Annotated in this window: 26 protein-coding genes; 13 read left to right on the top strand and 13 right to left on the bottom strand. The window is 65.8% G+C overall.

The genetic code is table 11. The annotated features are described in order from the left end of the window. Nucleotides 1–6: 6 nt before the first annotated feature. The 5 genes from AC1DUN_RS14030 to AC1DUN_RS14010 all read left to right on the top strand — a co-directional run bounded on the left by AC1DUN_RS14030 (nt 7) and on the right by AC1DUN_RS14010 (nt 3,886). Nucleotides 7–945 carry a glutathione S-transferase family protein gene (locus tag AC1DUN_RS14030; protein ID WP_477714478.1) on the top strand — a complete coding sequence of 313 codons (939 nt, stop codon included), beginning with the start codon at nt 7–9 and terminating at the stop codon, nt 943–945. Further along, nucleotides 942–1,400, top strand: coding sequence for a GNAT family N-acetyltransferase (locus AC1DUN_RS14025; protein ID WP_477714477.1), 459 nt, complete (start codon nt 942–944; stop codon nt 1,398–1,400). Before AC1DUN_RS14030 ends, AC1DUN_RS14025 begins: the two co-directional genes overlap by 4 nt. 101 nt (nt 1,401–1,501) lie before the next feature. Next, nucleotides 1,502–2,407 (top strand): SDR family oxidoreductase, encoded by a 906-nt coding sequence (locus AC1DUN_RS14020; protein ID WP_477714476.1) that lies wholly within the window; start codon nt 1,502–1,504, stop codon nt 2,405–2,407. Then, the gene (locus AC1DUN_RS14015; protein ID WP_477714475.1) at nt 2,407–3,246 is read left to right on the top strand and encodes an alpha/beta hydrolase family protein; all 840 of its coding nucleotides are present in this window, start codon (nt 2,407–2,409) and stop codon (nt 3,244–3,246) included. The genes AC1DUN_RS14020 and AC1DUN_RS14015 overlap by 1 nt, the downstream gene beginning before the upstream one ends. Nucleotides 3,247–3,292: 46 nt before the next feature. Beyond that, nucleotides 3,293–3,886 (top strand): thioredoxin fold domain-containing protein, encoded by a 594-nt coding sequence (locus AC1DUN_RS14010; RefSeq protein WP_477714474.1) that lies wholly within the window; start codon nt 3,293–3,295, stop codon nt 3,884–3,886. Nucleotides 3,887–3,917: 31 nt separating this feature from the next. On the opposite strand, the gene AC1DUN_RS14005 is transcribed toward AC1DUN_RS14010, so the two are convergent. The 9 genes from AC1DUN_RS14005 to AC1DUN_RS13965 all read right to left on the bottom strand — a co-directional run bounded on the left by AC1DUN_RS14005 (nt 3,918) and on the right by AC1DUN_RS13965 (nt 9,925). Continuing rightward, a complete protein-coding gene (locus AC1DUN_RS14005; protein WP_477714473.1) occupies nt 3,918–4,271 on the bottom strand; it encodes a hypothetical protein in 354 nt (117 codons plus the stop codon). Between the two features lie 246 nt (nt 4,272–4,517). Beyond that, complete coding sequence (serA, locus tag AC1DUN_RS14000; RefSeq protein WP_477714472.1) at nt 4,518–5,747, bottom strand: phosphoglycerate dehydrogenase; 1,230 nt, start codon at nt 5,745–5,747, stop codon at nt 4,518–4,520. Nucleotides 5,748–5,816: 69 nt separating this feature from the next. Then, on the bottom strand, nt 5,817–6,101 hold the full coding sequence (locus tag AC1DUN_RS13995) for a hypothetical protein (RefSeq protein ID WP_477714471.1): 285 nt from the start codon (nt 6,099–6,101) through the stop codon (nt 5,817–5,819). A gap of 464 nt (nt 6,102–6,565) precedes the next feature. Continuing rightward, complete coding sequence (locus AC1DUN_RS13990) at nt 6,566–7,051, bottom strand: rod shape-determining protein (protein ID WP_477714470.1); 486 nt, start codon at nt 7,049–7,051, stop codon at nt 6,566–6,568. Nucleotides 7,052–7,074: 23 nt separating this feature from the next. Beyond that, nucleotides 7,075–7,593 (bottom strand): hypothetical protein, encoded by a 519-nt coding sequence (locus AC1DUN_RS13985; RefSeq protein WP_477714469.1) that lies wholly within the window; start codon nt 7,591–7,593, stop codon nt 7,075–7,077. Nucleotides 7,594–7,605: 12 nt separating this feature from the next. Next, on the bottom strand, nt 7,606–7,956 hold the full coding sequence (locus AC1DUN_RS13980; RefSeq protein WP_477714468.1) for a GlpM family protein: 351 nt from the start codon (nt 7,954–7,956) through the stop codon (nt 7,606–7,608). A gap of 51 nt (nt 7,957–8,007) precedes the next feature. Beyond that, a complete protein-coding gene (locus AC1DUN_RS13975) occupies nt 8,008–8,517 on the bottom strand; it encodes a GNAT family N-acetyltransferase (protein WP_477714467.1) in 510 nt (169 codons plus the stop codon). A 41-nt stretch (nt 8,518–8,558) separates the two neighbouring features. Continuing rightward, nucleotides 8,559–9,302 carry a DUF1223 domain-containing protein gene (locus AC1DUN_RS13970; RefSeq protein ID WP_477714466.1) on the bottom strand — a complete coding sequence of 248 codons (744 nt, stop codon included), beginning with the start codon at nt 9,300–9,302 and terminating at the stop codon, nt 8,559–8,561. A 104-nt stretch (nt 9,303–9,406) separates the two neighbouring features. Continuing rightward, on the bottom strand, nt 9,407–9,925 hold the full coding sequence (locus AC1DUN_RS13965; RefSeq protein WP_477714465.1) for a hypothetical protein: 519 nt from the start codon (nt 9,923–9,925) through the stop codon (nt 9,407–9,409). Nucleotides 9,926–10,131: 206 nt separating this feature from the next. On the opposite strand from AC1DUN_RS13965, the gene AC1DUN_RS13960 reads away from it, so the two are divergent. Beyond that, entirely contained in the window at nt 10,132–12,492 is a 2,361-nt protein-coding gene (locus tag AC1DUN_RS13960) for a Tex family protein (protein ID WP_477714464.1), read from the top strand. Between the two features lie 80 nt (nt 12,493–12,572). Then, entirely contained in the window at nt 12,573–13,658 is a 1,086-nt protein-coding gene (locus AC1DUN_RS13955; RefSeq protein ID WP_477714463.1) for a patatin-like phospholipase family protein, read from the top strand. Between the two features lie 4 nt (nt 13,659–13,662). Here the strand turns inward: AC1DUN_RS13955 and AC1DUN_RS13950 are convergent, their stop codons facing one another. Beyond that, nucleotides 13,663–14,769 carry a porin gene (locus AC1DUN_RS13950; RefSeq protein WP_477714462.1) on the bottom strand — a complete coding sequence of 369 codons (1,107 nt, stop codon included), beginning with the start codon at nt 14,767–14,769 and terminating at the stop codon, nt 13,663–13,665. A 544-nt stretch (nt 14,770–15,313) separates the two neighbouring features. Between AC1DUN_RS13950 and AC1DUN_RS13945 the strand changes: the two genes are divergently transcribed. Then, nucleotides 15,314–17,737 carry a calcium-binding protein gene (locus AC1DUN_RS13945; protein WP_477714461.1) on the top strand — a complete coding sequence of 808 codons (2,424 nt, stop codon included), beginning with the start codon at nt 15,314–15,316 and terminating at the stop codon, nt 17,735–17,737. Nucleotides 17,738–17,768: 31 nt separating this feature from the next. Here the strand turns inward: AC1DUN_RS13945 and AC1DUN_RS13940 are convergent, their stop codons facing one another. Continuing rightward, on the bottom strand, nt 17,769–18,905 hold the full coding sequence (locus AC1DUN_RS13940) for an iron-containing alcohol dehydrogenase (protein ID WP_477714460.1): 1,137 nt from the start codon (nt 18,903–18,905) through the stop codon (nt 17,769–17,771). Nucleotides 18,906–19,062: 157 nt separating this feature from the next. Here AC1DUN_RS13940 and AC1DUN_RS13935 point away from each other — a divergent pair, with 157 nt between their 5' ends. Both AC1DUN_RS13935 and AC1DUN_RS13930 read left to right on the top strand, forming a co-directional pair. Beyond that, a complete protein-coding gene (locus AC1DUN_RS13935; RefSeq protein ID WP_477714459.1) occupies nt 19,063–20,016 on the top strand; it encodes an alpha/beta hydrolase in 954 nt (317 codons plus the stop codon). Between the two features lie 16 nt (nt 20,017–20,032). Next, nucleotides 20,033–20,890, top strand: a complete 858-nt coding sequence (locus AC1DUN_RS13930; protein ID WP_477714458.1) for a YbgC/FadM family acyl-CoA thioesterase — start codon at nt 20,033–20,035, stop codon at nt 20,888–20,890. Here the strand turns inward: AC1DUN_RS13930 and AC1DUN_RS13925 are convergent. Together AC1DUN_RS13925 and ygfZ are read right to left on the bottom strand one after the other, a co-directional pair. Beyond that, complete coding sequence (locus tag AC1DUN_RS13925) at nt 20,877–21,695, bottom strand: NRDE family protein (RefSeq protein WP_477714457.1); 819 nt, start codon at nt 21,693–21,695, stop codon at nt 20,877–20,879. The genes AC1DUN_RS13930 and AC1DUN_RS13925 overlap by 14 nt on opposite strands. A 2-nt stretch (nt 21,696–21,697) precedes the next feature. Next, the gene (gene ygfZ, locus AC1DUN_RS13920; protein ID WP_477714677.1) at nt 21,698–22,636 is read right to left on the bottom strand and encodes a CAF17-like 4Fe-4S cluster assembly/insertion protein YgfZ; all 939 of its coding nucleotides are present in this window, start codon (nt 22,634–22,636) and stop codon (nt 21,698–21,700) included. Nucleotides 22,637–22,721: 85 nt separating this feature from the next. Between ygfZ and mltG the strand changes: the two genes are divergently transcribed. Genes mltG through AC1DUN_RS13905 form a run of 3 tightly spaced genes read left to right on the top strand, consistent with a single transcriptional unit; the run spans nt 22,722 to nt 25,527 of the window. Continuing rightward, nucleotides 22,722–23,729: an endolytic transglycosylase MltG gene (gene mltG / locus AC1DUN_RS13915; RefSeq protein WP_477714456.1), complete on the top strand. Its 1,008-nt coding sequence runs from the start codon at nt 22,722–22,724 to the stop codon at nt 23,727–23,729. A gap of 2 nt (nt 23,730–23,731) precedes the next feature. After that, entirely contained in the window at nt 23,732–24,427 is a 696-nt protein-coding gene (gene tmk, locus AC1DUN_RS13910) for a dTMP kinase (RefSeq protein ID WP_477714455.1), read from the top strand. Next, nucleotides 24,424–25,527, top strand: coding sequence for a DNA polymerase III subunit delta' (locus AC1DUN_RS13905; RefSeq protein WP_477714454.1), 1,104 nt, complete (start codon nt 24,424–24,426; stop codon nt 25,525–25,527). The genes tmk and AC1DUN_RS13905 overlap by 4 nt, the downstream gene beginning before the upstream one ends. Nucleotides 25,528–25,568 lie beyond the last annotated feature (41 nt).

Here is a 25,568-nt window from a genome sequence, read left to right as displayed (position 1 = left end):
CCACCCATGAGCGAGCTGATTCTTCACCACTACCCCACATCGCCCTTCGCCGAAAAAACGCGGCTGATGCTGGGCTACAAAAACCTGGCCTGGAAGTCCGTCATCATCCCGATGATCATGCCCAAGCCCGACGTGGTGGCGCTCACGGGCGGCTACCGCAAGACACCCATACTGCAGATAGGCGCCGATATTTATTGCGACACCGCGCTGATCAGCGACGTGCTCGAGCACCTGCAGCCCACGCCCAGCCTTTACCCCGAGCCCAGCAAAGGCCTGGCGCGCACACTGGCGCACTGGGCCGACAACACGCTGTTCTGGACCTCCATGGCCTACAACAGCCAGCCCAAGGGCATCGCGCAGATCTTCGAGAAAGCGCCGCCCGAAGCCGCGCGCGCCTTTGGCGAAGACCGCAAGGCCATGAGCTTTGGCATGCCGCGCCTGCGCGCCGGCGATGCCGCGGCGGCCTACAAGTCCTATCTGCGGCGCATCTCCGACATGCTGGACGACAGGCCCTTTTTGCTCGGCGAGGTGCCCTGCATCGCCGATTTTGCGATGTACCACCCGCTGTGGTTCACGCGGGTGCAGACCCCGGTGCTCGCCGGCATCCTCAAGCTCACGCCGGCCGTGCTGGACTGGATGGACCGCATGGCCGCCATAGGCCAGGGCAGTTCTGAAAAACTCAGTTCCACCGATGCCATCGCGGTGGCCGCCGCCGCCACGCCCGCGCCGCTGCACGACGAGCTGTTCCAGGACGAGCACGGCATCCCGCTGGGCACCCTGGTGCAGGTCACCAGCGAAAGCTTCGGCCCCGAGCCTACCGAAGGCGAGCTGATCGCCGCCACCCGTATGCACTACACGCTGCGCCGCAGCGACCCGCGCGCCGGCACCGTGCACGTGCACTTCCCGCGCATAGGCTATTCGCTCAAGGCCGCCACCCCGGCATGAGCCATGGCACCATCACCTGGCGTTTTGTGCCCTTCAGCGCGCTGAACACGCTGGAGCTTTACGAACTGCTGCAGCTGCGCAGCGAAGTCTTTGTGCTCGAACAGGCCTGCGCTTTCCAGGACCTGGACGGCGCCGACACCGAGGCCATGCATTTGCTGGGTGTGCGGGACGGCCGCCTGGCCGCTTATGCGCGCTGTTTTGCCGCCGGCGTGAAATTCGCCGAGGCCAGCATAGGCCGCGTGGTCACCCATGCCTCGGCGCGCGGCGGCGGAACCGGCCATGTGCTGATGAAGGAGGCCGTTGACCGTCTGCAAGCGCACTGGGGCCCGCAAGCCATACGCATAGGGGCCCAGGCGCGGCTTGAAAAGTTTTACCAGCAACACGGCTTTGTGCAGAACGGCGAACCCTATATCGAAGACGGCATACCGCACATCGAGATGCTGCGGGCGGCCTGACTGACCCGAATGACCTGAACCACCTGAGTTCCCTGGGTGACACGCGCAAGGGCGCGCCTCATGGACAATTTTCCTATTCAAGCTATCAAGGAAGACACGCAATGATCACGGACTTCAAAGGCAAAACCGCGGTGCTGACCGGCGCGGGCTCCGGCTTCGGCCTGGAATGCGCGCGCCTGGGCGCCAAACTGGGCATGAACCTGGTGCTGGTCGATGTGCAGCAGGACGCACTGGACAAGGCCGAGGCGGAAATGAAGGCGGCCGGCGCCCAGGTGCTGTCCTTCAAGCTCGACGTCTCCAGCGCCGCGCAGATGGAAGCCATGGGCCAGGCCGTGTTCGAGCGCTTCGGCGCGCCGCACTTCGTCTTCAACAACGCCGGCGTGGGCGCGGGCGGCCTGATCTGGGAAAACAGCCTCAAGGACTGGGAGTGGGTGATGGGCGTCAACGTCATGGGTGTGGTGCACGGCGTGCGCATCTTCACGCCCATGATGCTCGAAGCCGCCGCCAAGGACCCCTCCTGGCAAGGCCACATCGTCAACACCGCCAGCATGGCCGGCCTGCTGAACCCGCCGAACATGGGCGTCTACAACGTCAGCAAGCATGCGGTCGTGGCCCTCAGCGAAACCCTGTACCAGGACCTGGGCCTGGTGACCGACCAGGTCGGCGCCTCGGTGCTGTGCCCCTTCTTTGTAGCCACCGGCATAGGCATGAGCCACCGCAACCGCCCGGCCGAACTGGCTGGCGGCAAGCCCACCAAAAGCCAGATGATCCAGCAGGCCATGACCGACAAGGCCGTGGGTTCCGGCAAGGTCACCGCGGCCGACGTGGCGCAGCTGGTGTTTGACGCCATCGCCAACAACCAGTTCTACATCTACAGCCACCCCAAGGCCATTAACTCGGTGCAGACGCGCCTGGAAGACGTGCTGCAGGCGCGCAACCCGACCGACCCCTTTGCCGACAAGCCCGAGATCGGCCAGCAGCTGAAGGCCGCCTTGCGCGGCGCCTGATGCGCCGCATCTGCCTGGCCCTGGCCGGCCTGTTGCTGGCCGGTTTGCCCTGGGCCGCCTGGTCCCAGCAGGCCACATGCCCTGACGGCAAAAAGGCCGACGGCATAACGCGGGCAGGGGACAGCCGGCATTGCCTGGTCATACGCACGTTGGCGCCCAGCCCGGCCTCGGTCCGTACCGCGTCCAGGGTGCTGGTCGTTTTCCTGCATGGCGACAATGGCGGGCGCACCGAACTCAAGGCTGACAGCGGCGCGGCCGCTATGCTCGCGGAAAAACTCCAGGCCGTGACGGTGGCGCTGCAAAGGCCTGGCTATAGCAGCGACTTGGGCAGCTCGGACGGCCAGTCCAGCCCGGGCGACGACGACTACACGCCGCAGAACATCGAGATTGTCGCCGCGGCCCTGGCCCAGTTGCACGGCCTCAATCCCAACAAAAAAATCCTGCTGGTCGGCCATTCAGGCGGCGCGGCCATGGCGGCGCTGCTGGCCGGGCGTTTCCCCGGCAGTGCCGACGCCTATCTGCTGGCCGCCTGCCCTTGCGATGTGCCCACGTGGCGGCAGTGGCGGGCCGGTTCGGCCGGCAAGAAGGGCGCCTGGACCAGCCTGTCGCCGCTGGCCGAAGCCGGCAAGCTGCCGCCGGGCACCCTGGTCAGCCTGGTCGTCGGCAACAAGGACGAAAACACCTTGCCCCTGTTCAGCGAAAGCTACGTCCGGGCCTTGCAGGCGCACGGCCTCAAGACCCGCGTGACCTATGCGATGAACGCCACCCATGTGTCGGTGCTGCGCTCGCCGGAATTCTTCATGTTGGCGGGGGAATTGGCTGAAACGCTGTCGAAATAGGTGCGCTGGGCTATTCTTGGGCTTTCGTTCATTGACGGACGCCACCATGCCCAAACCCTTGACCTCATTTTTCGCCACCGCATTGACGGCCTGCACCTTGCTGCTGGCCGGCTGCAACGACGCCCCCGAGGCTTCCGCACCCAAAACCGCGGTGGGCGCGCCCATTTCAGTGGAAGCCATCGCCGCCGAGGCCAAGGGGTTTAGCGCCGGCTCGCAAATGAGCAAGCGCGTCGTCTATGTGTTTTTTGACGCGCAGTGTCCGCACTGCGCCGCGCTGTGGGAGGCCGCCAAGCCGCTCAAGTCACAGGCCAGGTTTGTCTGGATTCCCGTCGGCCTCCTCAACGCCGCCAGCACCTCGCAAGGTGCCACCCTGCTGGCCGCCGGCGACCCGGTGGCCGCCATGGATGAACACGAAGCTTCCATGAAGGCAGGGCGAGGCGGCATCAGCGCGGCCAGCAGCATAGACCCGCAGAAAGACGCCGTCGCCAAGAACACGGCCCTCATGACCCGCATGGGTTTCAGTGCCATCCCCAGCATCGTCGGCACCCATGCCCAGACCGGTGCCGTGGTGGCGCAGGAGGGCGCCTTGCCGACGGCCGCGCTGGCGGAGTTGCTGGGTTTGCAGGTGCCGGCGCAGTAAGCAGTGCCAGCTGGCGGTCCCAGGTCCATGCTCATCGGGTAGGGGTAGTTTTCCCAAACAAAAGCGAGACAGGCCGTTCCGCGTGCGGCGCGCTCGTACCGTTGCTCCTTAGATTGCAGCGCCACGACCCGGCCAGCCACAAAGCCACGGTCTCTTCATGTGCTTGTTGAATCGCGCTGATGATGTCGTGGTTCTCCATCTGCTCGCCTGGCCGCCCGGAGGATTCACGGTAGCAGAGCTGCCCGCGATGGTCCGGGTGGAACACTTCGCCGGGCGGTTCCGCCGGCAGCGGGCCGCCCTGCTTGGCCGTCTGCCCGTGCCGCCAATAAGTGCCCGCCATGTTGGCCATGTGCGGCAAGCTTGGGTTGAATAAGGGTTCGCGCATTTCCTTGACTCCTTCACGGTTTCACGGTGTGGATGTCTTGCGGCCTGATGTTTTTCAACGCAAGACGGTTGAACCGGTGCGGAGCTTATGCGCTGTGCCGGGCGCTTGCTGGGCTATCGCCACTTCTTTGTCCGCGGATGGACAAAGTTTGGCGATTTGGGTGATATTCACTTCTTTGCGGCCTGCGCCGATGCAAGCCGGGCGTGCGCGCGCCGGCCCCGGGCGGTGGGCGAGGAGGGCCCGGTCTTAGAACAACACGCGGCTGCGTATGGTCCCAGGCACCTCGGCCAGTTTGGCCAGTGCCATGTCGGAATGCGCCGCATCGATATCGATCACGACGTAGCCGACGGCCTCGTTGGTCTGCAGGTACTGCGACGCGATGTTGATGCCGTTGCCGGCAAACACCTTGTTGATGTCCGAGAGCACGCCGGGCACGTTGCGGTGGATGTGCAGCAGGCGGTGTTTGCCGGGGTGGGCCGGCAGCGCGACTTCGGGAAAATTGACGGACGAGGTCGAGGTGCCGTTGTCGCTGTACTTCACGAGTTTTTCGGCGACTTCTATGCCGATGTTTTCCTGGGCTTCCATGGTGGAGCCGCCCACATGCGGCGTCAGGATCACGTTGTCCAGGCCGCGCAAGGGCGACTCGAAGATGTCCTTGTTGCTGCGCGGCTCAACCGGGAAAACATCGATCGCGGCGCCCAGCAGCTTCTTTTGCTTCAGCGCTTCGGCCAGCGGCTCGATCTCCACCACGGTGCCGCGCGAGGCATTGATCAGCACGCCGCCGGGCTTGATCGCGGCGATCTCGGCCGCGCCCATCATCCACTGTGTGGCCTGGGTTTCGGGCACGTGCAGGCTCACCACGTCAGACTGGGCCAGCAAGTCCTTGAGCTGGGCCACCTGGCGCGCATTACCCAGCGGCAGCTTGGTGACCACGTCGAAGAAGACCACATGCATGCCCAGGGCCTCGGCCAGCACCGAGAGCTGCGTGCCTATGGAGCCGTAACCGACAATGCCTAAAGTCTTGCCGCGGATTTCATACGCGTTCTCGGCCGACTTGAGCCAGCCGCCGCGGTGCGCCACCGCGCTTTTTTCGGGCACGCCGCGCAGCAGCAAAATCGCCTCGGCCAGCACCAGCTCGGCCACCGAGCGGGTGTTGGAGTAGGGCGCGTTAAACACCGCGATGCCACGCTCACGGGCCGCGACCAGATCGACCTGGTTGGTGCCTATGCAAAAGCAGCCGACGGCTGCGAGCTTGGACGCCTGGGCAAATACCTCGGCCGTGAGCTGGGTGCGCGAGCGTATGCCGACAAAATGCACATCGGCGATCCTGGCCTTGAGCTCATCGTCGGGCAGGGCGCCGGACAGGCTTTCAATATGGGAATAACCCGCGGCCTTGAGAACCTCCACGGCGGAGGGGTGTATGCCCTCGAGCAGCAGGAACTTGATTTTGTGCTTGTCGACCGAGGTTTTGTTCATGGAGGCGGGCAGGGGATGGATAAAGGGCCACCCAGTATGACGCATGCCAAATACCCATGCTGCGCTGCGTCATTCCAGCACCCGGCCCGTGGGCGGGTGGTCGCGCGACAGCACCTGCTCGTCGGTGAGGTCCTGGCCTTGCCAGAGCGTGAGCTCCGACGCGCCGGCACCCAGGGCCATTTCGCGAAAGGCCCGTATCTCTATCTGGGTGAAGCCGCCGGCCGGGTCGCCCTGGGGATGCAGGAGCACGCCGGGCGAGGCGGCGAAGGTGTTGCCGCCATTGAGGATGTGGTCGCCGCGTTGGCCCTGCAGGCTGTCGCGACCATGGCCGCTATTGAGCGCTATCGTTTTCAATGTCGCCCTACAGGCGATCGTTTCTCGCGCGGCCATTCAACGTGTCATCGCCGCCGCCGCCATGGAGCGCCTCTTGCCAAGCGGACGCTAGCGCAGGCGCAAGAGCCACTCGGTAGTCCGCTGGCAACGTGGTGTATATCGCGGACGGCGGCGGGAAGGCGGCCATGGCCTGCACCAGTTGGTCGACATTGCCGTTCTTCAGCTCCACGAGTGCCCCGGGGTCGCCTGCCCTTGGGGTTGTTGAAGGGGTTCCTATTCCACCCTGATCCTCAATGGATCCCCAGGCCAAGATAGCCACGGCGATCTGAAAGCCTGACGCAAAAAGTTTTCTCGCGGACATTTTTTGCAGGGTTTCCGAACCACGTCTTGCGGCGGTCCGGCCGGCCGCCGGCAAGCACATGTGCCGCGCGGGCCTCGGCAATGGGTCTTATGCGGAGCCCCCTAGCGCAGGGGCCGGGCCCGCTTTATTCCAGTACCCGGCCCGTGGGCGGGTAGACGCGCGACAGCACCTGCTCATCGGTGAGGTCCTGGCCTTGCCAGAGCGTGAGCTCGGAGGCGCCCGCGCCCAGGGCCATCTCCCGCAGGGCCCGTATCTCTATCTGGGTGAAGCCGCCGGCCGGGTCGCCCTGGGGATGGAAGACCATGCGGGGCGAGGCTGCGAGGACATGGCTTTTGGGCAGCTTCTTGATGAAGGCCTTGAGCAACTGCTGGCCCAGCGTGAAGTCGGACACCAGGGTACGTGGATGGCTGAAAGGGTTGAGTACCTGCGCCGACTTGCTGGACTTGTACAAGGCTGCTTCATCGCCGGCGCCCAGCACCTTGGGCTTGGGTCCGCGCGAGAGGGCGATTTCGGGCACTTCAGACACAAAGGCGCCGGTCTTGACGTTGCGCACCGTCAGGCGAAAAGGCGACAGGCGTATATACAGGGGTGTCTGGAAAAGATCGAGCATGGTGCGAAAAATCCCTGTCAAATTCAGCCCTCAGAAAAAACGGCTTTCAGCGCCGCCAGCAGCCTGGCGCCCGCCAGCTTGAGCCGCGTCTTCATGCGGCGCGCCACACGCCAGGCCCAGGAGGCCCTGGCCTGCGCGATGAGCTTGTCTTTCCAGGCCTTCCAGGGCGTGTAGAGCCGCGCGAACCAGGCCATGCGCATCAGCGCCGGTTGCGTCAGCTGGAACAGGCGGGCCGCCATCGCCGTTCCCGCGATCTTCGCTGCAAGAATCAAGCCCAGCCCGACGGTGATATGGCCCTGGCCGAAGAGGTAGAGCGCCAGCAGCTTGAGGGGAATCAGCGCGAGCACCGGCACGCCAAAGGCCAGCAGCGCGGCCCAGGGTGGCAGGCCGGTGATGAAACGCTCCAGCCGGCCCCACCAGGGCAGCCGGCCCAGCGCCGCGAAGGCGGCGGCCAGCGGTTCCCAACCCCATTCCTCGAACAGCAGGAACAGGGCCACAGGGGCCAGCAGCAGGCTTCGCAGGATTTTTTTAAGTTTGTTCACGTGGGCTTCGGCTCAGAAAGACGTGGGGTAAGCGCGGCTCCATCCCAGCAGCAGCGCACCCGCCGCCACGGCCCAGGCCAGGGTGGCGGCGGCCAGCGTCACGGTTAATGTGGTCCGCACACTGAGCCAGTACACCGCCAGCAGGTAGGTCGCATAAGGGATCAGCGACCACAGGCCGAACAGCGCGGTGGCGCGCAAATCGGCGGCGCTGCGCTCGCTGCCCACCATGTAGTGCGCGATCAGCGCGAAGGTGGGGAACAGCGGCACCAGGCCGGCGATGACAAAGTTGCGCGAGCGGGACAGCAGGGCGATCAGCAGCACGGCCAGCGCGCCCAGCAGGCATTTGAGGAACAGGGAGATCATGCGAAAAAGAAAGAAGGGCGCGCGGGGCGGCAGAAAGACATGCAACGAAGTTTAGCCAAGCGCCCGGCCCTCCTTGCGCATGGCAAACACCCGCGCGTCCGACAGGTCCGGCACCACAGCAAAACCCAGGCGCTCGTAAATCGCCAGCGCCGGGTCGTTGTCGCGGTAGACGCGCAGCGTGAAGGCTGTGGCGCCGACGGCGCGCGCGGCCTCGGCCATCAGCAGCTCGCACAGCGTGGTGCCCAGCCCCTGGCCGCGCGCCGTGGGTGCCAGGATGATACGGGCCAGATGCGCCACGCCGGGATCGCGCACCCAGAACTGCCCGAAACCCAGGGCCGGGGCCGCCGGGCCGCGGCTCATCACAAAGCTGTTGGCGCCGGGCTCGGCCAGCAACTTCGAGAGCCGTGCCGGCCTGAACGGATACTTCAGCTTGGGTCCGGCCCAGCGCGCGCAGCCCTCGGCGTCGCGGATCCAGCTGCCCAGCGCCAGGTAGTCGGCATCTTCGGGCGTGCGCAGGCTGGGCGGCAGAAAAGAGGGGGAGGGCGCGGGCCGGGGCTCCATGCCGCCATTGTGCGGCAAGCCTTGTGAAATCTGCTCATGATTCAGGCAGGGCACTGCAGGCTCAACGCCTGCAGCGTCTTGCCGGTTTTAGGGTCGAACACCACGAGGTTGACCTGGCGTTCATGGCCGGGGGTGGCGGCAATGCTGCGAAAGGCCAGCTTTTGCGGCGTCGCGCCCTGGCTCGGGTATTCACCCGCCTGGGCGTACTGGCGCACTACAAAATCGTGCTTGAGGACGGCGCCGGCGTTTTCGCCGGCCTGCACCTTGGAGTTGTGGCCGTGTTCGGTGACGGTCCAGTAGGCCGCCCACGAAGGCGACAGCTGCCGCCCATCCACCGGCGCCACCACGGCTTCGAACTGGTCGGCACCCAGCTGCGTCAGCACGATGGCCGCGCGCGCCGGCTCCTTGCCGCCGGGCGGCCTGGGCCCCCAGGCGGGCAGGTCCTTGCCGTTGAGCACGGCCTGCGGGGTGTAGACGCTGCGCAGGCCGTTGCGGGCGGCCACCTCGTGCTGGCGCCGGGTGTAGGCCGGCGCGGCGAAGCGGTCCACCCAGCCTATGTAGTCCCAGTAACCGACGTGGAAGGCCTGCACCACCATGCCCGAGCCCTTGAGCGAGGACAGCCATTTGTCGGCGGGCGGGCAGGAGCTGCAGCCCTCGGAGGTGTAGAGCTCCATCACCGGCGTGACCGCCGGCCCCGATGCGGCGCTGCAGGTGTTTTGCGCCGCGAACACGCCGCAGCTCAGCGGCAGCAAGGCGGCGGCGATCCAGGGTGAAGGGTTGGGCATGGGCGTCTCCAATGGCGTTGAAACAGCGCCGCACCCGAAAAGGGCAGGCGGCTGCTGATGGCCGTTGGTCGCGCGGCGCCGGGCTTTCTTACAGCACTACACCCTCATACCAGGGGCATGGTCAGGTGGTCTTTTTGCAGGCTGGTCATGCCGTTGCGCCGCTCAAGCTGGTCTTCCAGCTGGCCCACGTGGGCCGCCACGCTGTTGTCGATCTGCTCCAGCCGCGCCAGCAGGGCTTGCTGCTGCTGGGCAAAACGTTCGGCCAGCACGGTGGCCGCGGCGGCTTCGCGGTGCTGGGCGGCCAGCGCCTGCACCTCCAGGTAGCTGCGCAGTTCGGTAAAGCGCGAGGCCTCGGCCTTGTCGGCGAGCTCACGCTGGGTGTTGAGTTCGCGCGCGTACTTGCGGCTTTCCAGCAGGTGGGTGCTTTGTATATAGAGCGTGCTGGCCAGGAAGACCACGGTGGCGATCACCAGCAGCAGCAACATTAGCAGGCCCAGCGACACCTGCACCGTGGTAAAGCCCAGGCTCAGCATGCTCACGCGCGTGAACTCGTCGAGGTTGAGGGCGACAAAACCCGACAGGAGCAGGATGCCCACTACCAGCAATATCGTGCGAATTCGCATATCAGTCTCCCCTGGAATAAATGTAAGAAATTGCTTTTCAGCCCGGCTCAATTATTGGGAGCGGGGCCCGGGTTTGCCTGTGGGACAATGCCGACCCTTGGCGTCAGTTTCCGGGTTCGCGAGTCCTGCGCCTGCGGCCACCTGATCCCGTTTCATCCGTTCATCCGTTTCACCCTCTTCAGCCTTTCCAGCCACTTTTTTCCGATATGCAAAAAATCATCCGCCAGATCGCGGCAGAAATCAAAGTCCAGGAACACCAGATCAAGGCAGCCGTGGAGCTGCTGGACGGCGGCGCCACCGTTCCCTTTATCGCGCGCTACCGCAAGGAGGCCACCGGCGGGCTGGACGACATCCAGCTGCGCGAACTTGAATACCGGCTCGGTTACCTGCGCGAGCTCGAAGAGCGCCGCGAGGCCGTGCTCAAAAGCATTGAGGAGCAGGGCAAGCTCACACCCGAGCTGCGCGCGGCGATTGAATTTGCCGCCACCAAGCAGGACCTGGAAGACCTGTACCTGCCCTTCAAGCCCAAGCGCCGCACCAAAGGCCAGATCGCGCGCGAAGCCGGCATAGAGCCGCTGGCCGACAAGCTGTTCGCCGACCCGTCGCTGGTACCGGTCGACGAGGCCGCGGCCTTTGTGAAGGCCGAGAAAAACGAAAGCGGCGACGACTTCACCACCGTGCAGGCGGTGCTGGACGGCGTGCGCGACATCCTCTCCGAGCGCTGGGCCGAGGATGCCGGCCTGGTGCAGTCGCTGCGCAACTGGCTGTGGAGCGAAGGCTTGTTCAGTTCCAAGCTGGTGGCCGGCAAGGACGAGAACAACGCCGACAACAGCAAATTCCGCGACTACTTCGAGTACGACGAGCCGATTGGCCGCGTGCCTTCGCACCGCGCGCTGGCGGTGTTCCGCGGCCGCGCGCTGGAGATTTTGGACGCCAAGCTGCTGTTGCCCGAGCAGGCCGAGCCCGGCAAGCCCAGCATCGCCGAAGGCAAGATCGCGCTGCACCTGGGCTGGAGCCACAAGGCGCGCCCGGCCGATGATTTGATCCGCAAAGCCGTGGCCTGGACCTGGCGCGTCAAGCTCAGCCTCTCGCTGGAGCGCGACCTCTTCACCCGCCTGCGCGAGGAAGCTGAAAAAGTCGCGATCAAGGTGTTTGCCGACAACCTGCGCGACCTGCTGCTGGCCGCGCCCGCCGGCCCGCGTGTGGTGATGGGCCTGGACCCGGGCATACGCACCGGCGTCAAGGTGGCGGTGGTCGACGCCACCGGCAAGCTGGTGGAAACCGCCACCGTCTACCCGCACGAGCCGCGCAAGGACTGGGACGGCTCGCTGCACACCCTGGCCAAGCTCTGCGAAAAACACGGCGTGAACCTGATCGCCATCGGCAACGGCACGGCCAGCCGCGAAACCGACAAGCTGGCCGCCGACCTGATCAAGGGCATGGCCAAGGTGGAGCAGATCATTGAAAAAGTCGTGGTCAGCGAAGCCGGCGCCTCGGTCTACTCGGCCAGCGAATTCGCCTCGCAGGAAATGCCCGACGTGGATGTGAGCCTGCGCGGCGCGGCCAGCATCGCGCGCCGCCTGCAAGACCCTTTGGCCGAACTCGTCAAGATAGACCCGAAGTCGATTGGCGTGGGCCAGTACCAGCACGACGTCAACCAGAGCGACCTGGCGCGCAGCCTGGACACCGTGGTCGAGGACTGCGTGAACAGCGTGGGCGTGGACCTGAACACGGCCAGTGTGCCGCTGCTGGCGCGGGTTTCGGGCCTGTCGCAAACCGTGGCCAAATCGGTGGTGCGCTGGCGCGATGCCAACGGCGCTTTTGCCTCGCGCGCCGATTTGCTCAAGGTGACCGGCCTGGGCGCCAAGACCTTTGAGCAGAGCGCGGGCTTTTTGCGACTGCGCGGCGGCAGCAACCCGCTGGACATGACCGGCGTGCATCCCGAAACCTATCCCGTGGTCGAAAAAATCATGGCCCACACCGGCAGGCCGGTGGCCGAACTCATGGGCCGCGCCGAAATGCTCAAGACCCTGAAGCCCGAGCTGTTCGCCAATGAGCAGTTCGGCGTGATCACCGTCAAGGACATCCTGACCGAACTCGAGAAACCCGGCCGCGACCCGCGCCCCGACTTCAAGGTGGCGCGCTTCAACGAGGGCGTGGAAGACATCAAGGACCTCAAGGAAGGCATGACGCTGGAAGGCACGGTCAGCAACGTCGCGGCCTTCGGCGCTTTTGTCGACATCGGCGTGCACCAGGACGGCCTGGTCCACGTGAGCCAGCTCGCCAACAAGTTCGTCAACGACGCGCGCGAAGTCGTCAAGACCGGCGACATCGTCAAAGTGCGCGTGACCGAGGTCGACGTGGCGCGCAAGCGCATAGGCCTGACCATGAAGCTGGACGCCGCGTCGGCGCGGCGCGACGGCCCGCGCGACAACCGCTTTGAAAGCGCGCGGCCCGGCGGGCAGGGCCGCGGCGGCAACTACGGTGGCGGGCGCGGTGCGCCGCAACCGGCGGCCGCCACGGCCATGGAATCGGCCTTCAGCAAGCTGGCGGCGCTCAAGAAATAAGCGGGGAGGGCGCGGCCGTCCCGCAAAGGACAAGTGCGCCACCGGCTTGATGCTCCAATACGCCCGACACTCCACGCTCCATGAAAGCCCTTCGCATCTACGCTGGCCCGCAAGCGCGCCGGCACATCGAGCAGCACGGCCTGCAAGCCAGGGACATCGGCGTGGTGCCGGGCGCGGCCGGCGGGCCCAAGGGCCTGATCCTGGGCGCGCTGGACCGTTTTATCTTCGGCGAGTGGCTCGCCAAAACCGACCATCCCGTCCATTTGGTCGGCGCGTCGATAGGCGCCTGGCGCATGGCCACGGCCTGCCTGAATGACCCGGCGGCCGGCTTCTCGCGGCTGGAGGACGACTACATCCACCAGCACTATGAATTGCAGCCCGGCCAGAAACGCCCGACCGCGGACAGGGTGAGCGAGCAGTTCGGCGAGAGCCTCAAGGCGTTTTACGGCGGCCGCGTGCAGGAAGTGCTGCAACACCCGCGCTACAAGCTGCACATCGTGACCTCGCGCGGGCGCCACATGCTGGGCCGCGAGCACAAGCTGGCCACACCGCTGGGCTATTTAGGCGCCTTTTTGACCAACAGCCTGCACCGCAAGGCCATGGGTGCCTGGCTGGAGCGCGTGGTGTTTTCCACGCCCGGCGTGAAACTGCCTTTCGCCACCGGCGACTACCGCACGCGCCAGGTCGACCTCAGCGAAGACAACTTCCAGCCCGCGCTGCAGGCCAGCTGCTCGATTCCCTTTGTGCTGCGTTCGGTGCACAACGTGCCCGGGGGGCCGCCCGGCGCCTACTGGGATGGCGGCATCACCGACTACCACCTGCACCTGAACTACAGCGCCCAAAGCGTGGCGGGCGGCGCCGGCCTGGTGCTGTATCCGCACTTCCAGAAATCGGTGGTGCCCGGCTGGCTGGACAAAGGCCTCAAGTGGCGCCACAAGGCCACCCACTTTCTGGACAATATGGTGCTGCTGGCGCCCGACCCGGAATGGATCAAGACCCTGCCCAACGCCAAGCTGCCCGACCGCCAGGATTTTGTGCGCTACGGGCCGGATATGCAGGCCAGGGTGAAAGCCTGGAGCGCGGCCACCGCGGCCAGCGCGCAGCTGGCCGAGGAATGGCAGGCCTGGCTGGCGCGGCCCGACCTGGGGAAGCTGGGCACGCTCTGACCGTTTAGAACATGTGCGCGATACCCGCGTACACCGATTTCGGGCTCTGGCCGACGGCCGAGAGCGCCAGGCCCGGCGAGCTGCCGCCGCCGCCGCTGATGGTGTAGCCGGCCGCGGCCTGGTTGCTGATCCGGGTCGCGCCGCCGTAAATCGTGGTGCGCTTGGACAGCGGGTAGTCGTAGCGCACGCCAATGGCCTTGGAGTCCGAGTTCGCCGTGGTCTTGTTTTTCAGCTGGCCGTAGGTGGCGATCAGCTTGCCGACGCCCACGGGCGCCGAGGCGCCGATCTGGTAGGCGTCGAGGGCGGGCGCGCCGGCCATGTCGCCGCGACGGCGCACAAAAATCGCCGAAGGCTTGATCACCCCGAAATCGTAGGACGCTGCCAGGACGGTGTACTTGTCGGTGTTGCCGACGATGTATATGGTTTTTTCCGTCATGTAGCTCGCTTGCGCCGACAGCGTGCTGCTGCTGTAGCCGGCCGCGATGTTGAGCGTGTTGCCGGTGGACTTGGGCTGGCCGCCCGCGCCGTTCGATTCACCGAAGGCGTAGAACAGATTGGCCTTGAAGCCGCCCCAGGTCGGCGTGGTGTACTGGATGGAGTTGTCGCGGCGCGTGGTGGCGTCGGCCAGCGAGCCGCCGTTGATGCCCACGCCGGGGCCGGCGTAGTAGTTCAGGGCGCCCGACATGGTGAAGCCGGCCGGGTCAAACGCCGCCATGGTGCCGAAGTGCGGCGTGTACTGCCGGCCTAAGTTGACCGCGCCGAAGTCGCCGCTCAGGCCCACCGTCGCCAGGCGCTGGAAGATATAGGCGGCGCCCGTCGGCACGGTGCTGGTCGGGACGGTGGCGGTGCCGGTGCTGGCGCCCGTGTCCATCAAAATGCCGGCTTCCAGGATGAAGTTCGCCTTCAGGCCGCTGCCCAGGTCTTCCGTGCCGCGAAAGCCGAAGCGCGAGCCCATGGCGCCGCCGCTGGAGACGCGTGTCACCGTGCCGTTGCCCGCGGAGGCGAGCTCGAGGTAGGAATCGAGCGCGCCATACACCGTGACGGAGCTCTGGGCTTGCACCGCGCAGCTGGCGGCCGACAGCACCGAAAGTGCGAACAATTGGGTCTTCATGATGTCTCCTGATGTTGTTGATCCGGCGTGCTTAGCGACCGGCGTCCGGCCGAGGCCATGCGCCCGCAAACCCGCCAGCGTGGAAATCGTTAACCACAAGCCGAAGCGTAACGGGATTTTGGTTATAAATAATAAGTAAATAGACTCTTGCCAAGTCGCCCATTTATGGTTATGAAACGTAACCATATTCCGTTGAACGCGCGCGCCCGGGCCTGCCTTGATCCCTGCCCGGATCACCTGGCGGCCCGGCCTTTGCGCCGCCAAGCGCATAGGGCCTTTATGGCCCGGGGCCGCCCCACGGCGCGCCCTTTAGACGAAGGGCAAATAAATCGCCCAAACAATGCCCACCAAAAGACAAAGCGCGTCTGCATTCCTGCCTGGCCTGCCCATAATTCGCCGACTTGGCGCGTAGTACCAAAACATTCCCGACGGCTCTCTACTCCGGGTTTATGAATGAAAAAGGATTCCCCGGGCGCGCAAGTGCAAGCGAACCATCCCACAAGCCCTTCAGCCCAAAGCAAGCAAGGAAAACCAAGGAAACCAAATGGCTCAAACACTGGCAGACACTCTCGCAGCGCAGAAACCCAGCTCCGGTAAAGAGACCGAGCCCGGGCTCCGGAAAAAAAAGCCCTACGGGGAAGCCGGCTCCGACCTGTACAACAACGAGGCCCCCGTCTTTGAGGCGGGTTTCCAGATAGCGGCGAACAGCCTGGGCTCAAGCCCGGCCACCCGGGCCGCTATGGGGCCTTTGGCGGTGGAGAACCACATCATAGGCACCCCCGGCAACGATAACCTGATCGGCACCGCCGGTGCCGACTGGATCGAGGGCCTGGACGGTGATGACACGCTGTGGGGCTTGGGGGGCAACGACAGGCTCTTTGGCGGCAATGGCAGAGACACGCTGAAGGGCGGCGAAGGCAATAACTGGCTCGATGGCGGTGCCAACGATGACTGGCTTGACCAATCAGACAGCTGGGGCAACAACTACCTGTTCGGCGGCGATGGCAACGATGAAATCAAGGGCGGCTGGGGCAACGATACGCTCAGGGGCGGAAACGGCAATGACTGGCTGCGCGGCGGCGAAGGCATCAACGTGCTGGATGGCGGCCCAGGCAATGACAGCCTCAGTGGCGGCAGTGGATATGTCACGGCGGCTTACAACCTCGGGGCCCCGGGCAGCAACGCCAACCCGGCGGTAGGCATTGTTGCCGACCTTGGCGCGGGGACGGTCGTTGAGCGCTACAACTCAAGTGGCACCTCCGTCGCAATCGGGACTTTCGGCCGCTTTATCCGCATCTACGCTTTCCTTCTTGCAGGCGAAGAGGGGATGCCTCCCGTCAGTCATTTGGAGCTGACTGAAGTGAGAGCATACGGGGATACCGCTATAGCCAACTTTGCGTCCGTCAGAGCCTTTGGCATAGGTAATTCCGCTTTCCCTCCCTGGAGTGGCCGTTTAAATGCACTGACGGACGGGATTGCAGGGGGATACGCAGATTTCCTGCATGTCACCGCCGTCGCTGGTCATGCCTGCATAGAACTGGACCTTGGTAGTGTGCAGGCTATAGACACTATCCAATTGTCGGGGCGACAAGGAAGCGAAAACGCGTGCAGGCTCTTGGGCGTGTATGTGTCTCCAACGGCATTTCCAAGCTACGATGGGTTCCCCCCCGACGGTTCCTATTGGCCCGTTGAGCAGGCCACAACGGCACGCGAAATCTCCTACATTGATTCGCTGAACCTAATCTCGAATGTGGATGGCACGGCAGGAGTCGACCACATCAAGGGCAGCCTGGACGGCGGAGCTGGGAACGACGCTCTGGCTGGGAACCAGGGCAACGACACGCTGTGGGGCCAGGCGGGCGATGACAGGATCAATGGCGATGAGGGCAACGATACCGCGCTGGGCGGTGATGGCCACGACAGCCTGTTTGGCCAGGAGGGCAATGACGCGCTTTACGGCGAAAGCGGCAATGACAGCCTGCACGGCGACGACGGCGATGACAGACTGGACGGCGGAGCCGGTGACGACACCGCCCAGGGCGGTAACGGCGACGACACGCTATGGGGCCAGGCGGGCCATGACTCGCTTTACGGCGAAAGCGGCAATGACAGCCTGTGGGGCGGTGGTGACAACGACAGCCTGTACGGCCAGGCGGGCAATGACTCGCTTTACGGCGAAAGCGGCAATGACAGCCTGCAGGGCGACGACGGCGATGACAGCCTGGACGGCGGAGCCGGTGACGACACCGCCAAGGGCGGTAACGGCAACGACACGCTATGGGGCCAGGCGGGCAATGACAAGCTCAATGGCGACGCGGGCAACGACAGCCTGCGGGGCGGTGATGGCAACGACAGCCTGGACGGCCAGGCGGGCAATGACTGGCTTTACGGCGAAAGCGGCGATGACACCCTCATGGGCGGCAATGGCAATGACGCCTTGGAGGGCGGCAATGGCAATGACGTCTTGGAGGGCGAGGCCAACGATGATTGGCTTGGCGGCGACTACGGCGACGACGGGCTATTTGGCGGCGAGGGTAACGATACCTTATTGGGCGGCCCGGGTAGCGATCGGCTACTGGGCGGAGAGGGCTCGGATACCTATTGGTTCCGCCCAGGCGATGGGGCGGACAAGCTGTGGGAAAACGACTCCACGGCCGGCAATACGGATGTTCTTAAGTTAAGCGACATAAGGCATGATCAGGTGTGGTTGCGCCAGCTTGACAACAACCTGGAACTCAGCCGCATAGGCACCGGCGACAAGGTGACAGTTATCGGCTGGTACCTGGGCAATACCTACCATGTGGAGCAGATCAAGGACACCTCCTTTCAACTAACCCTGCTGGACAGCAATGTCGACAAACTGGTGCAGGCCATGGCGGTTTTCCCGCCGCCGCCGCTTGGGCAGACCACGCTGCCGGACAATTACCGCACGGCGCTTGCCCCCGTGCTCGCGGCCAACTGGACCTGAGGCGGGTGGCGCGCCGGCGGCGGCTGTTCGTTCAGAGCGACGCGGCCAGCATGTCCTCGTATTCCTGCGCCGTCGCGATGCGCGGGTTGGTCTTGTGGCAATGGTCGGCCAGCGCGCCGCTGATGATCTGGCCGAACTGCCCGCGCTCAACCCCCATGGCCGCCAGCCCGCTGGGCAGGCCCAGCCGGGCGTTCATGTCGCGTATCGCCTCGGCAATGTCGCCGCCCGAGGCCAGGCCCATGGCGCGGGCCATGCGGTCCAGTCGCCGGTCTTTTTGCACCGACTCGGCCCCGGCGTTAAAGCGCACCACGGCCGGCAGGAACATCGCGTTGAGCGTGCCATGGTGCAGGCGAGGATCCACGCCGCCCAGGCTGTGGCTTAAGGAATGCACGCAGCCCAGGCCTTTCTGGAACGCCATGGCGCCCTGCATCGATGCGCTCATCAGGTTGAAACGCGCTTCCCGGTCGCTGCCGTCGCGCGTGGCGCGCTCGATGTGGGCCCAGCCGCGTTCCAGGCCGTCCAGCGCAATGCCGTCGGCCGGCGGGTTGAAGGCGGCCGACATATAGGTCTCCATGCAGTGCGCGATGGCGTCCATGCCGGTGGCGGCCGTGAGTTTGGCGGGCAGGCCCAGCGTGAGTTCGGGGTCGCAGATGGCCGTCTTGGGCACCAGGTGCCAGGAATGGAAACCGAGCTTGCGGTGGTCGTCCACGATGATGATGGCGCCGCGCGCGACCTCGCTGCCGGTGCCGCTGGTGGTGGGCACGGCGATCAGCGGCGCGGCGCGCTCGGTGATCTTGAGTGAGCCGCCTTCTATGGTGGCGTAGGTGGTGAGCGGGCCCTCGTGCGTGGCGGCAATCGCCACGCCCTTGGCGCAGTCGATGGCCGAGCCGCCACCCACGGCGACCAGGCCGTCGCAGCCGCTGGCCTTGTAAAGCTCGGCGGCGGCGCGCACTGCGGCCTCGGTCGGGTTGGAAGGCGTCTGGTCGAACACCGTGACCTGCATGCCGGGCAGGGCGTCCAGCGCTTTTTGCAAAATGCCGGCCGCCTTGACGCCGGGGTCGGTCACGATCAGCGGGCGCGTGATGCCCACGCGCTCGCATTCCTGCTTGAGCAGCTTCACAGCGCCGAACTCGAACTGGATCTGGGTGACGTAATAAATGAAGGCCATGCGGGCGGTCTTTCTGCGTTGTACGATGTGGGGCTATGCGGGCTCTTGCACTGACTTTAATGGCTTTCCAGGCCTCCTGCCCGAATCCCCCGCCCGCCAACCCCTATTCCCGTCACCTGGGTGATAGCGCCCGCGCCGCCGCCCCACGCCTTCACTGATGCCGCCGAATCCGCAAACCCTGCTGACCCCCGCCATGCGCGATGTGCTGAGCCGCATCGCGCGCGCCAATCGCCCGGCCTTCCATACCCAAACACCCGACCAGGCCCGCGCCGCCTACGCGGCCGGCGCCGGCGTGCTCGAAATCCCCAAGCCGGCGCTGGCCCGGGTGGAGGATTGGCAGATCCCCGCGCGCGACGGCGAGCTGCTGGGCGCCCGGCTGTATGCGCCCTCGGACCAGGCGCTGCCGGTGCTGCTGTTTTTCCATGGCGGCGGCTTCACGGTGGGCAGCGTCGCCACGCATGACATCCTGTGCCGCCAGCTGAGTCTTTTGGCCGGCATCGCCGTGGTCTCGCTGGACTACCGGCTGGCGCCGGCCCACAAGTTCCCGATGGCGGCCGACGATGCCTGGGACGCGCTGCAGTGGCTGGCGGCCAATGCCACCGCCCGTGGCCTGGACGCGAAACGCATCGCCGTGGGCGGTGACAGCGCGGGCGGCACGCTGGCCGCCATGTGCGCGGTGCTGGCGCGCGACGCCGGCCTGCCGCTGGCCCTGCAGCTGCTGATCTACCCGGGCTGCACCGCCCACCAGGACACGGCTTCACACAAGACTTTTGCCGAGGGTTTTGTGCTCAGCGAGGCCGATATCAGCTGGTTCTTCAGCCAGTATGTGCGCAGCCCGGCGGACCGTGACGACTGGCGTTTCGCGCCGCTCAATGCGCCCGACGTGGATGGCGTGGCACCGGCCTGGGTGGGGCTGGCCGAATGCGACCCGCTGGTGGACGAAGGCGTGATGTATGCCGACAAGCTGCGCGCGGCCGGCGTGGCGGTGGACCTGGAGATTTACCGCGGCGTGACCCATGAGTTCATCAAGATGGGTCGCATCATTCCCGAAGCCAGGCGCGCCCATGCCGATGCGGCGGCGGCGCTGCGCGGCGCCTTCGGGCTGGATTGATAAGGAGACGACAGGGATGAAACGACAGAACTTCCGCTTTTTCCACCGCCTGCGCGTGCGCTGGGCCGAGGTGGACATGCAAAAAATCGTGTTCAACGCGCACTACCTGATGTACTTCGACACGGCCATCACCGACTACTGGCGCGCGCTGGCCTTGCCCTATGAGGAAGCCATGGTGCTGCTGGGCGGCGACCTCTACGTCAAGAAGGCGACCGTGGAATACCACGGCTCGGCGCGTTTTGACGAACAGCTCGAGGTGGCGCTCAAGTGCGCGCGCATCGGCAATTCGTCGATGGCGTTTACGGGCGCGATCTTTCGCGGCGACGCGCTGCTGATCAGTTGCGAGCTGGTCTATGTATTTGCCGACCCGGCCTCGCAGACCTCCAAACCGGTGCCCGAGGCCTTGCGCCGCGTGCTGACAGCGTATGAAGCCGGCGAGGCCATGCTGCAGGTCAAGACCGGCGGCTGGGCCGCGCTGGGCGCGGACGCCGGCAAGGTGCGCACGGCGGTCTTTGTGCAGGAGCAGGGCATCCCCATGGAGATGGAATGGGACGAGGCCGACAGCACGGCCCTGCATGCCGTGGCCTACAACGGCCTGGGGCAGGGCATCGCGACCGGTCGGCTGGTGCAGCAAGCGCAGGGCGTGGGCAAGATAGGCCGCATGGCGGTGCACCATGCGCTGCGCGGCTCACGCGTGGGCAGCGACATCCTGCAGGCACTGATGGATGCGGCGCGCGAGCGCGGTGACAGGGAGGTGATGCTCTATGCCCAGCGCAGCGCCGAGGGCTTTTACCAGCGCCTGGGCTTCAGGCCGCGCGGCGAGCCCTTTGAGGAAGTCGGCATCCCGCACATAGAGATGGTCAAGGCGCCTTGACGCTGAATTGCTCGCGGTGTACCGCTACGGCGGCCGGGCCCTCGCGGCCGTGGCTGCGCTCTTCCAGCTCGATGTTCCAGCCGCTGCCGGAGGCCGTTGCCAGCAGCACGGTGCTGCAGCGCGTGCCGTAGCCGCGCCCCGGCACTTCGACAAAGGCGCTGGAGAGGGCTTCTTCCAGCTCGGGCGGCACGCCGGTATGCGGAAGGTCCGCGGGCAAGGCGCGCTGCCGGCTGCCCAGCGCCGTCCATAGCTTTTGCAGGCCCTCAGGGCCGTCGCCGCTTTGCAAGGCGGCCGCCAGCACGCGCTTGAGTTCCAGGGTTTTGGGCCAGGGTGTGTCCAGCCCTGCGTTGGAAAGCCCATAGAGGCCGGGCGCCAAAGCCTGGGCATGCAAGGCTGGTGCGCCCTCATATTTGTTGGTGACCCAGGTCCAGGCCTTTTGCCGGAAGTCGCCCAGCACCAGGTTAAAGCCGCCAAAGGCCGCGCCTTTATCTTCCAGCGCGGCCACGAAACCTGCCGCGTCGCCGCTGCCTTCGAGCCAGCGCGTGACCAGTTCACCGCGCGAGCGCGGCGCGGCCTCGGGCTGGGCTTGGCGCACATTGGTCAAAAAAGCGATGCGGCCGGCTGGCGTGATGCCCATCCAGGTGCCGCCGGCGCGCAGGTCGCGGCCTGAAACGATCTCCTGGCCGGACGCGGTGTTCCAGCGCGCCAGGGGCAGGGTGGGCCGCTCCAGGAATTCATCGCGGTTGGCCGCGATCACCAGCGGCCATCGTGCGGAAGCGCCTATGGCAAAGGCGACCAGGCACATCGTTAAATATCTTCTAGCAGTGCGTAGGGCAGGGGGAGCAGGGTGAGGGCGTCACCGGAAGCGCTTCCCAAGGTCAGGCGGCCGTCTCCAGCATCGGCCGCTGCGGAAGTCTGCATGGACACAATGGCGTCAGAACCGCCGGCTGGGTTGGGGGCGGCAGCGGCAACCAGGCCGCAGGGCTGGCTGGCATCGGAGGCGTGGAACACCTCCTGGCCGACCGCAGGTGTTCCGGCGGTGTGGGCCAGATAAGCGCGCCGCTTGAGCGTGCCGCGGAACTGGCTGCGCGCCACGATTTCCTGGCCGGGGTAGCAGCCTTTCTTGAAGTTCACGCCGCCCACGGATTCATAGTTCAGCATCTGCGGCACAAAGGCCTCGAAGATGGGTTGGGTGATCATGGCAATGCCGGAGCGCACGCCCAGCCATTGCCAGTCGGCCAGGCTGATATGCGGGCTCGGGGGTGCGGGCGAGCCGGCCGGCAGGCAGCACAGCGCGCGCGCCTGGCCGGCGCCGGGATGCAAAAACACCAGGCTGGTTTCGCCGATCTCGGCTTTTTCCCACAGGGCGCCGGCGCGGCCCGCAAGCTGGGCCACGGCGGCGCCGGCGACACCATACAAGGCGAATTCCGCGCTGGCATCGCTCAATTTGGCCTTGGCGCGCAGCACAAACATGGACAGGCGCTTGAGTGTGGCCGGCAGGATGTCGCGGCTGCAAACCAGCAGCAGGTCCGCGCCATGTTTGAAGACCACAAAGCTGGCCTGCATGCGGCCCTTGGCATTGCAAAAAGCCGCCAGGCGGGCTTCGTTGTTGGCCATCAGCGCCACGTCCTGCGTGAGCTGGCCCTGCAAAAAGGTGACGGCGTCGTCGCCCGTGACGCGGATGACGCCCAGGTGCGTCAGTTCGGTGGTGCCGGAAATCGGGTGGGCGGTGCTGGGCAGGGTCATGGGGGTCTTCACGGTCGGTGGGGAGATGGGCTGAATTATCATAGGCCTCGGCTTTTGCGTTCTGTACAGAAAAGGTAGCTGGGTTGTGCGTCGTGTCTTTACAAGTCTGTTGATCCTGGTATTTGCCGGCGCCCTGCTGTTGTTCGGTGCGGGATTGTGGTGGCTGCACGAGCCGATTCCGCTGCGCCTGGCGCCCGGCAGCCAGGTGGTGGACCTGGAAATCGAGCCCGGTACGCCCGCCAGCGGCGTCGCCGACGTCATAGTCGCCAGCGGCGCAGACGTGCCGGCGGTCTTGCTCCATGCCTGGTTCCGCTTTTCGGGTCAGGGTCGGCTGATCAAGGCCGGCAGCTATGAATTGGCGCCTGGTACCACGCCGCAAAAGCTGCTCAGCATGCTGGTGCGCGGTGACCAAGCCCTCAAAAGCGTGACGCTGGTCGAAGGCTGGACCTTTACCCAGGTGCGCGCGGCCCTGCAAAAAGCCGAGCAGCTGTCACCCGACACGCTGAACCTGGCGCCCGAAGCCATCATGGAAAAACTGGGCAAGCCGGGCGTGCACCCCGAGGGCCGTTTTTTCCCCGACACCTACACCTATGCCAAGGGCTCCAGCGACCTGGCCGTGCTCAAACGCGCGGCACGCGCCATGGACAAGCGCCTGGATGCCGCCTGGTCCCTGCGCAGCCCGGACACCCCGCTCAAAACCCCGGATGAGGCGCTGATCCTGGCCAGCATTGTCGAAAAAGAGACCGGCAAGCCCTCGGACCGGCCGCAGATAGGCGGCGTTTTCAGCAACCGGCTGCGCCTGGGCATGCTGCTGCAAACCGACCCGACCGTGATTTACGGCCTGGGCAGCAAGTTCGACGGCAACCTGCGCAAGCGCGACCTGCTGGCCGACACCCCCTACAACACCTACACCCGCGCCGGCCTGCCGCCCACGCCGATCGCCATGCCGGGCCGGGCCGCGCTGCTCGCGGCGGTGCAGCCGGCGCCCACCAAGGCCATCTACTTTGTGGCGCGCGGTGACGGCAGCAGCCAGTTCAGCAGCAGCCTGGACGAGCACAACCGCGCGGTGAACAAATACATCCGGGGTCAGTAGCCATGCATTCCAAACACCCCACGCATGGCCTTTTCATCAGCTTCGAAGGCATAGACGGCGCCGGCAAGTCCACGCACATCGCCGGCCTGGCCGAGGCTTTCAAGGACCAGGGCAGGGCGGTGACGCTGACACGCGAGCCCGGTGGCACGCCGCTGGCCGAAAAGCTGCGCGCCATGGTGCTCAACGATGCCATGGACCCGCTGACCGAAGCGCTGCTGATCTTCGCGGCCCGGCGCGACCACATCGTCAATGTGATCGCCTCGGCGCTGCTGCGCGGCGAGGTGGTGCTGTGCGACCGTTTCACCGATGCCACCTTTGCCTACCAGGGCGCGGGCCGCGGCTTTGACCTCAAGCTGCTGGCCACGCTGGAGCAATGGGTGCAGTCCGACGAAGGCCTGCTGGGCGACCCGGCCGGCAACACGCCCATGAAGCCCGGCGTCGAAACCGTGATCGAGCCGCATCTGACGGTCTGGTTCGACCTGGCGCCTGAGGAGGCCGCGCTGCGCCTGGCCGGCGCGCGCGTGCCCGACAAATTTGAAGCCCAGCCGCTGGAGTTTTTCCGCCGCGTGGCGCAAGGTTATGCCGACCGGCAGAAAAACCACCCCGAGCGTTTTGCCCGTATAGACGCCGCCAAAAGCCGCGACGAAGTCTGGCAGGCGGTGCGCCAGGTCTTTATGGACAAGGGCTGGCTGCCATGAGCGACACCGAAACCGCGGACGGCCCAGCCGTATCGAACAACCCGCCGCTGGCGCCCTGGCTGCAAACCCAGCTGGAAAGCCTGCTGGTGCAGCGCGGCCACGCCTGGCTGCTCAGCGGGCCGTCCGGCCTGGGCCAGTTCGAGCTGGCGCTGGCGCTGGCCCGCGCCTGGCTTTGCGAAGAGCCCACGCCGCAAGGCGCTTGCGGGCACTGCGGCAGCTGCCATGCGGTCGACGTGCACACCCATGCCGACCTTTGCATGCTGATGCCCGAGACCCTGTCGCTGGCGCTGGGCTGGCCGCTGGACGAAAAAACCCAGGATGAGCTCGACAGCAAAAAACGCAAGCCCAGCAAGGAAATCAAGGTCGACGCGGCGCGCGAGGCCGTGTCCTTCACCCAGTTCACGCGTTCGCGCGGCACGACCAAGGTGGTGCTGGTGTTCCCGGCCGAGCGCATGAACAACGTGACGGCCAACACCTTGCTCAAGACGCTCGAAGAGCCGCCCGGGGCCGTCAAATTCATCCTGGCCACCGATGCGGCCCACCAGCTGCTGCCCACCATACGCAGCCGCTGCCTGGGCCACACCATGGTCTGGCCGGATTTTGAGCTCGCGCTGGGCTGGCTGCAGCAGGAAATCAGCCAGGCGGGTGAGGGCGGCGGCGCCAAAAAAGCCGCGCCCGCGCCCAAGCCGGCCGACCTGCAAACCCTGCTAGTCGCCTCGGGCGGGCGCCCGGCCGATGCGCTGGCCTGGGCCCAGGATGCGCCACCCGGCGAAGCGGCCCAGCACTGGCAGGCCCTGCCCAAAGCCATGGCGCGCGGCGACGTGAGCGCCCTGTCGGACTGGGCGCCGGCGCAGGCGGTGGACGCCCTGCAAAAGCTTTGCCACGATGTGCTGGCTGTGCGCATGGGCGCCGCGCCGCGCTTTTTCAGCGCCGCCGACCTGTCGGCCGCGGCCGGCAAGGCGGGTGCCGGCTTGTATGCGCTGGCCAGCTGGTCGCGCGAGCTGGCGGCCATCGCGCGCACCGTGGAGCATCCCTACAACCCGGGCCTGATGCTGGAATCGCTGGTCAGCCGCGCCCGGCTGGCGCTCAATGCCAAATAAAAAAGCCCGCCATTCATCCCGCAAATTGCGGACACCGCCGC

This window comes from Polaromonas sp. P4_F6 (assembly GCF_056401275.1).
This window is presented reverse-complemented; position numbering and strand designations above follow the sequence as displayed.

Coding starts and splice junctions, on each gene's coding strand:
- AC1DUN_RS14030 (WP_477714478.1), top strand. CDS start 7: ATGAGCGAGCTGATTCTTCACCACTACCCCACATCGCCCTTCGCCGAA.
- AC1DUN_RS14025 (WP_477714477.1), top strand. CDS start 942: ATGAGCCATGGCACCATCACCTGGCGTTTTGTGCCCTTCAGCGCGCTG.
- AC1DUN_RS14020 (WP_477714476.1), top strand. CDS start 1,502: ATGATCACGGACTTCAAAGGCAAAACCGCGGTGCTGACCGGCGCGGGC.
- AC1DUN_RS14015 (WP_477714475.1), top strand. CDS start 2,407: ATGCGCCGCATCTGCCTGGCCCTGGCCGGCCTGTTGCTGGCCGGTTTG.
- AC1DUN_RS14010 (WP_477714474.1), top strand. CDS start 3,293: ATGCCCAAACCCTTGACCTCATTTTTCGCCACCGCATTGACGGCCTGC.
- AC1DUN_RS14005 (WP_477714473.1), bottom strand. CDS start 4,271: ATGCGCGAACCCTTATTCAACCCAAGCTTGCCGCACATGGCCAACATG.
- serA (WP_477714472.1), bottom strand. CDS start 5,747: ATGAACAAAACCTCGGTCGACAAGCACAAAATCAAGTTCCTGCTGCTC.
- AC1DUN_RS13990 (WP_477714470.1), bottom strand. CDS start 7,051: ATGCTCGATCTTTTCCAGACACCCCTGTATATACGCCTGTCGCCTTTT.
- AC1DUN_RS13980 (WP_477714468.1), bottom strand. CDS start 7,956: ATGATCTCCCTGTTCCTCAAATGCCTGCTGGGCGCGCTGGCCGTGCTG.
- AC1DUN_RS13975 (WP_477714467.1), bottom strand. CDS start 8,517: ATGGAGCCCCGGCCCGCGCCCTCCCCCTCTTTTCTGCCGCCCAGCCTG.
- AC1DUN_RS13970 (WP_477714466.1), bottom strand. CDS start 9,302: ATGCCCAACCCTTCACCCTGGATCGCCGCCGCCTTGCTGCCGCTGAGC.
- AC1DUN_RS13965 (WP_477714465.1), bottom strand. CDS start 9,925: ATGCGAATTCGCACGATATTGCTGGTAGTGGGCATCCTGCTCCTGTCG.
- AC1DUN_RS13960 (WP_477714464.1), top strand. CDS start 10,132: ATGCAAAAAATCATCCGCCAGATCGCGGCAGAAATCAAAGTCCAGGAA.
- AC1DUN_RS13955 (WP_477714463.1), top strand. CDS start 12,573: ATGAAAGCCCTTCGCATCTACGCTGGCCCGCAAGCGCGCCGGCACATC.
- AC1DUN_RS13950 (WP_477714462.1), bottom strand. CDS start 14,769: ATGAAGACCCAATTGTTCGCACTTTCGGTGCTGTCGGCCGCCAGCTGC.
- AC1DUN_RS13945 (WP_477714461.1), top strand. CDS start 15,314: ATGGCTCAAACACTGGCAGACACTCTCGCAGCGCAGAAACCCAGCTCC.
- AC1DUN_RS13940 (WP_477714460.1), bottom strand. CDS start 18,905: ATGGCCTTCATTTATTACGTCACCCAGATCCAGTTCGAGTTCGGCGCT.
- AC1DUN_RS13935 (WP_477714459.1), top strand. CDS start 19,063: ATGCCGCCGAATCCGCAAACCCTGCTGACCCCCGCCATGCGCGATGTG.
- AC1DUN_RS13930 (WP_477714458.1), top strand. CDS start 20,033: ATGAAACGACAGAACTTCCGCTTTTTCCACCGCCTGCGCGTGCGCTGG.
- AC1DUN_RS13925 (WP_477714457.1), bottom strand. CDS start 21,695: ATGTGCCTGGTCGCCTTTGCCATAGGCGCTTCCGCACGATGGCCGCTG.
- ygfZ (WP_477714677.1), bottom strand. CDS start 22,636: ATGACCCTGCCCAGCACCGCCCACCCGATTTCCGGCACCACCGAACTG.
- tmk (WP_477714455.1), top strand. CDS start 23,732: ATGCATTCCAAACACCCCACGCATGGCCTTTTCATCAGCTTCGAAGGC.
- AC1DUN_RS13905 (WP_477714454.1), top strand. CDS start 24,424: ATGAGCGACACCGAAACCGCGGACGGCCCAGCCGTATCGAACAACCCG.